Origin of the sequence: Sphingobium sp. MP9-4, assembly GCF_005281675.1 — a bacterium.
Classification (GTDB): Bacteria; Pseudomonadota; Alphaproteobacteria; order Sphingomonadales; family Sphingomonadaceae; genus Sphingobium; species Sphingobium yanoikuyae.
Window position 1 is genome coordinate 1 of record NZ_LUFI01000097.1, and the last position, 7,119, is coordinate 7,119.

Genomic DNA, 7,119 nt, shown 5'->3' on the forward strand with positions numbered 1-7,119 from the left:
CGGAGCGCCCGCCGGAGCCCCTGCCGGTGCGGCGGCCCGTGCCAGCAGCGCCTCGGCACTGACCGGAACGTCGGCAATGGTGCGGTCGGCCGCGCCCAGCGGCGGGATCGCCTTGCCACCCACGGTCACGTCCAGCGCCTGCGGGCGACCGGTCAGGATCGTCGGATTGCGCGCGCCGGCCGGCAGGGTGAAGCTCTCGCCCTTCTTCAGCAGCCCGTCCTTCAGCCGCTCGCCCGCCTCGTCGACAATGCGCATCCACACATCGTCATTGGCGGTGAACACCACCGGCCCGGTCACGGGCGCCGCAATCGGCGCCTGCACGCCGGCCTTGGGCGCGGCAGCGGGCTTTTCTGCCTGCTGCTCGGCGATTTCCTCGCCGGTCGGCGGGGTCAGCAACTGGGTGCGCCAGATGGTGAAGCCGGCAATCACGATGATGCCGATCACCGCCGCGGTCCAGGCCAGGGTGCGCGACGGCACCCGCGCCGGATCGGCCGGCTCGAACGCTTCGTAGCGGGTCGCCCGCATGTCGGAATTATGCACGGCATTGCGCACGTCGGCGGCGATCGCCACCTCGTCCAGATCGATCGCGCGGGCATAGGCGCGGGCGAAACCCACCGCATAGGGAATGCCCGGCAAGGCGCCATAATCGTCCCGCTCGATCGCCTCCAGCTGGCGCTGGGCGATGCGGGTCCGGGTGGCGATATCCTGCACCGACAGCCCCTGCGCCTCGCGCGCGGCGCGCAACTTGGCGCCGGGGGTGCTGGGCTGCGCTGCCGTCGCGTCGTCCGCGACGGGTTCGAATTCGGGTTCGTCTGCCATGCTGCTCCGCGACCTTGATTGGCGGCCTTGTCTCATTGCGGGACGGCGCTTGTCAACGCCGGGGCGGTGTCTTTTCAGGCCAGCTCGATGTTCCGCTGCTCGGCCCAGCTGGTCAGTTGCGCGCGCAGATCGCTTGCCCCGCTGTCCAACAGATCGCGCATCAGCGCCTGCAATTCGGCCGCATCGATCGCGCGGATCATCGCCTTGACCGGCCCGACCGACGCCGGCGTGATCGACAGCCGCCGCACGCCCAGGCCAATCAGCGCCATCGCCTCCAGCGTGCGTCCGCCCATTTCGCCACAGACGCCGACCGGCACCTTGTAGATCTCGCAGATCCGCACCACCCGATCCAGGAAACGCAGGATCGCCAGGCTCAGCCAGTCATAACGCTCCGCCAGCTTGGGATGGGCGCGGTCGGCGGCGAACAGGAACTGGGTCAGGTCGTTGGTGCCGATCGACAGGAAATCGAGCTGCGGCAACAGCAGGTCCAGCACCTCGGCCAGCGCCGGCACCTCCAGCATCGCGCCATAGCGCACCGCCACCGGCAGCTTCTTCTTCTGCCCGATCAGCCATTGCCGCTGATGCTCGACCAGCGTGCGCGCCTCCTCGAACTCCCAGGGTTCCGACACCATCGGGAACATGATGTTCAGCACCTTGCCCGCGCTCGCCTCCAGCAATGCGCGCGCCTGCGCCTTCATCAGGCCGTCGCGGTCCAGCGCCAGCCGGATCGCGCGCCAGCCCATCGCCGGATTATCCTCATGCTCGTCATCCTCGCGCGTCATGTAAGGCAGCGCCTTGTCACCGCCGATGTCGACAGTGCGGAAGATGACGGGCCGGTCGCCGGCCGCGTCCAACACATCCTTGTAGAGCCGCTGCTGCTTCTCGCGCTGCGGCAGCGTCGCCGAGACCAGGAACTGGAATTCGGTGCGGAACAGGCCGATGCCGTCGGCGCCGACCATGTCCAGCGCCTGCGCATCCTCGCGCAGGCCGGCATTGACCATCAGCTCGATCCGCGCCCCATCCTGCGTCACCGACGGCAGGTCGCGCAGCGCGGCAAATTCCGCCCGCCGCTTCTGGGTGATGTGCAGCTTGGTCTCGAACGCCTCCTCCATGTCGGGCGTCGGCCGGATCAGCAGCGCATTTTCGGCGACATCCATCAGGATCAGGTCGCCTTCATTGACCCGGTGGCGAATGTCGCGCACCCGGCCCAGCACCGGCACGCCCATGGCGCGGGCGACGATGGTGACATGGGCGGTCAGCGACCCTTCCTCCAGGATCACGCCCTTCAGCCGCCGCCGGTCATATTCCAGCAGCTCCGCCGGCCCCAGGTTGCGTGCGATCAGGATCGCGTCCTGCCGCAGCCCCAGTTGCGCCGCCGTGCCCAATTGCCCGGACACGATGCGCAGCAGCCGGTTGGCCATGTCCTCCAGATCGTGCATCCGGTCCTGCAGCAGCGGATCGTCGATCTGGCGCATCCGCATCCGGGTGCGCTGCTGCACCCGCTCGATTGCAGCCTCGGCGGTCAGGCCGCTGTCGATCGCCTCGTTGATGCGGCGGATCCAGCCCTCGTCATAGGCGAACATCTTGTAGGTTTCGAGCACCTCCTGATGCTCGCCCTCGGTCCCGAAATCGGCCGTGCCGGTCATCCGGTCGATCTGTTCGCGCATCTTGGCAAAGGCGGAAATGACCCGCTGCCGCTCCGCTTCCGTATCCTCGGCGACGGTATGCTCGATATGGACGCGCGGCTGGTGGAAGACGACATGGCCCCGCGCCATGCCCATCACCAGCTGCAGGCCGGTCATGATGTTCGATCCGGTTTCCTGCACCCGCGCATCGGTCGGGCCGTCATCGGCCAGTTCGGCATTGGCGATCAGCTCGGACAGCACCATGGCGACCGTCTGCAGCGCCTCGATCTCGACCTCTTCATATTTGCGCGGCTCGACATGCTGCACGCACAGCACGCCCAGCGCGCGCTCGCGCCGCACGATCGGCACGCCGGCAAAGCTGTGGAACAGCTCCTCGCCGGTTTCCGGGCGATAGGAAAAGTCGGGATGGGCGGCGGCCTCGTCCAGATTCAGCGGCTCGACATTGGTGGCGATCAGCCCGACCAGACCCTCGCCCTTGGCCATGCGGGTGACATGCACCGCCTCCTGCTTCAGGCCGCGGGTCGCGAACAGTTCCAGCACGCCCTCGCGCACCAGATAGATGGAGCAGACCTCGCTCGACAGCGATTCGCCGATGATCTCCACCACCTTGTTCAGCTTGGCCTGCGCGCTGGTGCGCGCCGCCATTACCTCCTGCAGGCGGACGAGGATCTGGCGGGCGGCGGCGGCGGGCGTACTGGGCATGGCAAATCGCTAACAGATGGATGGCTTTCTTTCCAAGCGCTTTCCTCGCGATATGTTCATGAACCCCGCAGAAAAGCACGATTGTTACGCATCGCTGATAAGCTAGGTCATCTTCCTCATTTGCGTGGCGGATACATGCTGTACATTCGTCTAACGCCGCAAAGGCAGCATCAAGCATGTCTGGGAGTCAGGGATCATGGAAACGACCACGCCAACGGAGTTTGAACAGGAGCTTCTGGACCGCGGCTATTCGCGCCGCCAGCTGGCCAAGGTGACCGCGCTGCTCGGCGCCGGCGCCGTTGCGATGCGCACCGTCGGTGCCGCCGCACAGCAGGCCGCCAAGCCGGTCGAAGGCGCGGTCCGCATCGGCGCCAACGAATGCTGGACCGGCCCCTTCCCGGTCGCCGCCGAAGCCGCCTTCAAGCTGGTGACCGAAGGCAATCGCTACGAACCCGACAATGAGCATGAGAAGCTGTTCGCCGCGGTCGCGCAGGTGGAGGGCATTCCGGCCGACCGCATCGTTGCCTGGCCCGGCTCGTCCGATCCGCTGAGCCGCGTCGCCGTTGCCTTCGCCTCGCCGACCAAGGGCATCGTCACCGCCGACCCGACCTATGAAGCGATCTGGCGCACCGGCGCCTGGCTCGGCGCCAAGGTGACGAAGGTGCCGCTGACCAAGGACAATGCCCATGACGTGAAGGCGATGCTGGCGGCCGATCCCAATGCCGGCGTCTATTATATCTGCTCGCCCAACAACCCGACCGGCACGATCACGCCGATCGCCGACATCGAATGGCTGGCCGCCAACAAGCCCAAGGATTCGGTGCTGGTGGTCGACGAAGCCTATATCCACTGGACCGATACGCCGCGCGCCGCCAAGCTCGCCGCCACCCGCGACGACGTGCTGGTGCTGCGCACCTTCTCGAAGCTGTTCGGCATGGCCGGCATGCGCCTCGGCCTCACCTTCGCCGCGCCCTCGCTGATGGAAAAGATGATGCGCTATGACGGTGGCCAGGTCACCGCCATGCTGCCGATGACGGCCGTCGCCTGCGGCACCGTCTCGGTCGCCCAGGCCGATCTCATCAAGGCGCGCCAGGCCGAAATGGCGGCCAACCGTGACAAGGCGATCGCCCATTTGACCAAGAAGGGGATCAAGGTGCTGCCGGGCAGCATGGCGAACATGTTCATGGTCGACTGGGGAAAGCCCGCCAAGGACATGCAGGCCGCCCTGCTGACGCAGAAGGTGCAGATCGGCCGCAACTGGCCGATCTGGCCCAATGTCTCGCGCATCTCGGTCGGCTCTGCCAGCGAGATGGACGCCTTCTGCAAGGCTGTGGACGCGGTCTGGAAGGCCTGATCTGACCTGACCTTACCAAAAAGGGGCTGCGGCACGCAAAATAAAGCGTGCCGCAGCCCCTTTTGCATTGCGGAAATTGTTTCCGCCTTCGTTTCTCCAGACGAAATCCAAGGCATTTCGCAGGAAAACAAGGGGACAATCGGCATGACCATGATGTTGGACAAGGAAGCGCGGGAAGACCTGATCGAGCGCGGCTATTCGCGCCGCCAGCTTGCCAAGGTTGCCGCCCTGATCGGCGCTGGCGCCGCGATGCACGAAATGCTGGCCGCGCCCGCCTTCGCGCAGCAGCAGGCCGCCCGCGGCATCAAGGGCGCGGTGCGCATCGGCTCGAACGAATGCTGGACCGGCCCCTTCCCCTCGGGCGTCGACGCCATCGCCAAGGCCGGCGCCGTCGGCAACTGGTATGACCCCGACAATTATCGCGGCGACCTGGTCTCGACCATCGCCAAGGTGGAGGGCATTCCCGAAGCCCAGGTGATGCTGTGGCCCGGCTCGGGTGGCCCGCTGGTCTCGACCGTCGCGGCCTATTGCTCGCCGACCAAGGGCCTGGTCACCGCCGACCCGACCTTCGAATCCGCCTGGCGCACCGCCGATTACCTCAAGGCGCCGATCGCCAAGGCACCCCAGGCCGTCGGCAAGGGCCATGACGTCAAGGCCATGCTGGCCGCCAACCCGAACGCCGGCCTCTATTATATCTGCACACCCAACAACCCGACCGGCACGATCACGCCGATCGCCGACATCAAGTGGCTGCTCGACAACAAGCCGGCCGATTCCATGCTGCTGGTAGACGAAGCCTATATCCACTTCTCGGACGCACCCAGCGCCGCTTCGCTGATCGGCAACCGCAAGGACATCATCGTCATGCGGACCTTCTCGAAGCTGTTCGGCATGGCCGGCATCCGCCTCGGCCTCACCTTCGCCGATCCCGAAGTGCAGAAGCGCCTGATGCTGTTCGGCCCGTCGGCCGGCGGCCTGTCGATCACCGCCATGGCCTGCGGCAACGCCGTCTATCCCGAAGCCGCGCTCATCAAGGCGCGCCGCGACGAGATGATCGCCGCCCGCGACCAGACCATCGCCTGGCTCACCAAGAAGGGCATCGAAGTCCAGCCCGGCAGCGAAGCCAACATGTTCATGGTCAACTGGAAGAAGCCGGCCAAGGAAATGCAGGCCGCCCTGCTCGCCTCGCCGGAAAAGGTGCAGATCGGCCGCAACTGGCCGATCTGGCCCAATGTCTCGCGCGTCACCGTCGGTTCGGCCGAAGACATGACGAAATTCTGTGCGGCTGTGGACAAGGTCTACAAGGCCTGAGCCACGGCATCCCATAGCAAAGCCGTCACGAAGGAGGGGCGTTCGGACAACCGGGCGCCCCTTTTCATATCAGGGCGCATCGCCTTCCTGACTGTCGAGCGCCTTGCGATCCTCATGCGACACGAACTCGCAGGTCAGCAATGTCCGCCCCGCCAGGGCAGGCCCCTGCCGCGCAACGACGGAAATCAACCCCATCTCGCGCATGTCCTGCGCCCCATCGTCCAGTTGCCGCGCAAAGCCCAGGCTCGACGCGCCGAACAGGCGGCTCTTTTCCCTGGCAAGCCCATAACGGGCGGCCGCGGCCTCCGCGACCTCGCCATCCAGCAGCACGCCGACCGACATGCCGGCAAAGACCACCGCCCGCGCCACAAAGCCGTCCCGCTCGATCGGCGTGGGCAGCGTATAGATCGCCGCCCCCAACATCGATGTATCTGCTTTGGCGACCTTTTCGGCGGCTTCATACAGGGCGGTCGCGCTGTCGGTCGAATAGGGCGGCTGGCACAGCGCCGCGCCGAAAAAGTCCGGTGCCTCCTGCGCTGCGGCGGGCGTCCCCAGCAGGACGCCGATCGGCGCCACCATCCGGGCAAGGAAAGAGATTTTGCTCATCCGCGCCAGATGCGCATTTTATGACCGGTTTTCAATCAGGTTGAAGGGACGCCGATTCAGCAGGTGCCCCTTCCCAATTCACAATAGCTTCCGCACCGACAGCATCAGCGTCCGCCCCTCGGGATCGAGATAGGCGGGCTGATAGGCGACCGGCGTCGCACCCGTGCCATCGGTCACCTTCTGACGCCGGTTCAGCAGATTTCCGACGGTGAAGCTCACCCGCATGCCCCGCGCCCAGTCCTGGCCGCGGAACCGGTTGGCCATGTTGGCGAACAGCCGCAGGTCGAACGTCACCAGCTGGCCAAAGCGCAGGTCGCCACCCGACGCCGTCTGGTCCCCGGTCACATGCGACGCACTCTGCCAGTTGCCGTCCAGCCGGATGCCGACGCCATTGTCGATCACGCCACTGCTCAGCTGCACCTTGTGGCGCGGCTGCGGACTCCCGCCCAGCGTGCCACCATTCAGCAAATCGACCCATGGCCCACCCTCGCTCAGCAGCACCGCGTCGCGCAGCATGATGCTGTGATAGAGCGAGAGTTGCAGCCGCGCGCCATTGTCGCTGCCGCCGCCGAACGGACCACCACCGGGCGGACCGAAGCCGCCCCGTCCGCCCGGCCCACCGGGACCGCCCGGACCACCAGGTCCACCGCCGGGCGGCGGGCCATCGGGCGGCCCCATGCC

General features: G+C 66.5%; 5 protein-coding genes and 1 pseudogene. 2 read left to right on the forward strand and 4 right to left on the reverse strand.

Translation table 11 applies throughout. The features are described 5' to 3' along the window. Window positions 1–819 (reverse strand): helix-turn-helix domain-containing protein (locus tag A0U87_RS25050; protein WP_137406104.1); only part of this gene is annotated, 819 nt, incomplete at its 3' end. Between the two features lie 74 nt (window positions 820–893). Continuing rightward, complete coding sequence (gene ptsP, locus A0U87_RS25055) at window positions 894–3,167, reverse strand: phosphoenolpyruvate--protein phosphotransferase (protein ID WP_004208020.1); 2,274 nt, start codon at window positions 3,165–3,167, stop codon at window positions 894–896. A gap of 196 nt (window positions 3,168–3,363) precedes the next feature. Between ptsP and A0U87_RS25060 the strand changes: the two genes are divergently transcribed. Together A0U87_RS25060 and A0U87_RS25065 are read left to right on the forward strand one after the other, a co-directional pair. Continuing rightward, a complete protein-coding gene (locus A0U87_RS25060) occupies window positions 3,364–4,521 on the forward strand; it encodes a pyridoxal phosphate-dependent aminotransferase (protein WP_048937676.1) in 1,158 nt (385 codons plus the stop codon). Window positions 4,522–4,665: 144 nt separating this feature from the next. Next, window positions 4,666–5,832, forward strand: coding sequence for a pyridoxal phosphate-dependent aminotransferase (locus tag A0U87_RS25065; RefSeq protein WP_048937677.1), 1,167 nt, complete (start codon window positions 4,666–4,668; stop codon window positions 5,830–5,832). Window positions 5,833–5,901: 69 nt separating this feature from the next. On the opposite strand, the gene A0U87_RS25070 is transcribed toward A0U87_RS25065, so the two are convergent. Beyond that, the gene (locus A0U87_RS25070) at window positions 5,902–6,438 is read right to left on the reverse strand and encodes a hypothetical protein (RefSeq protein ID WP_122927882.1); all 537 of its coding nucleotides are present in this window, start codon (window positions 6,436–6,438) and stop codon (window positions 5,902–5,904) included. A 78-nt stretch (window positions 6,439–6,516) separates the two neighbouring features. Then, window positions 6,517–7,119: pseudogene (locus A0U87_RS25075) on the reverse strand (TonB-dependent receptor); the annotation flags it as partial.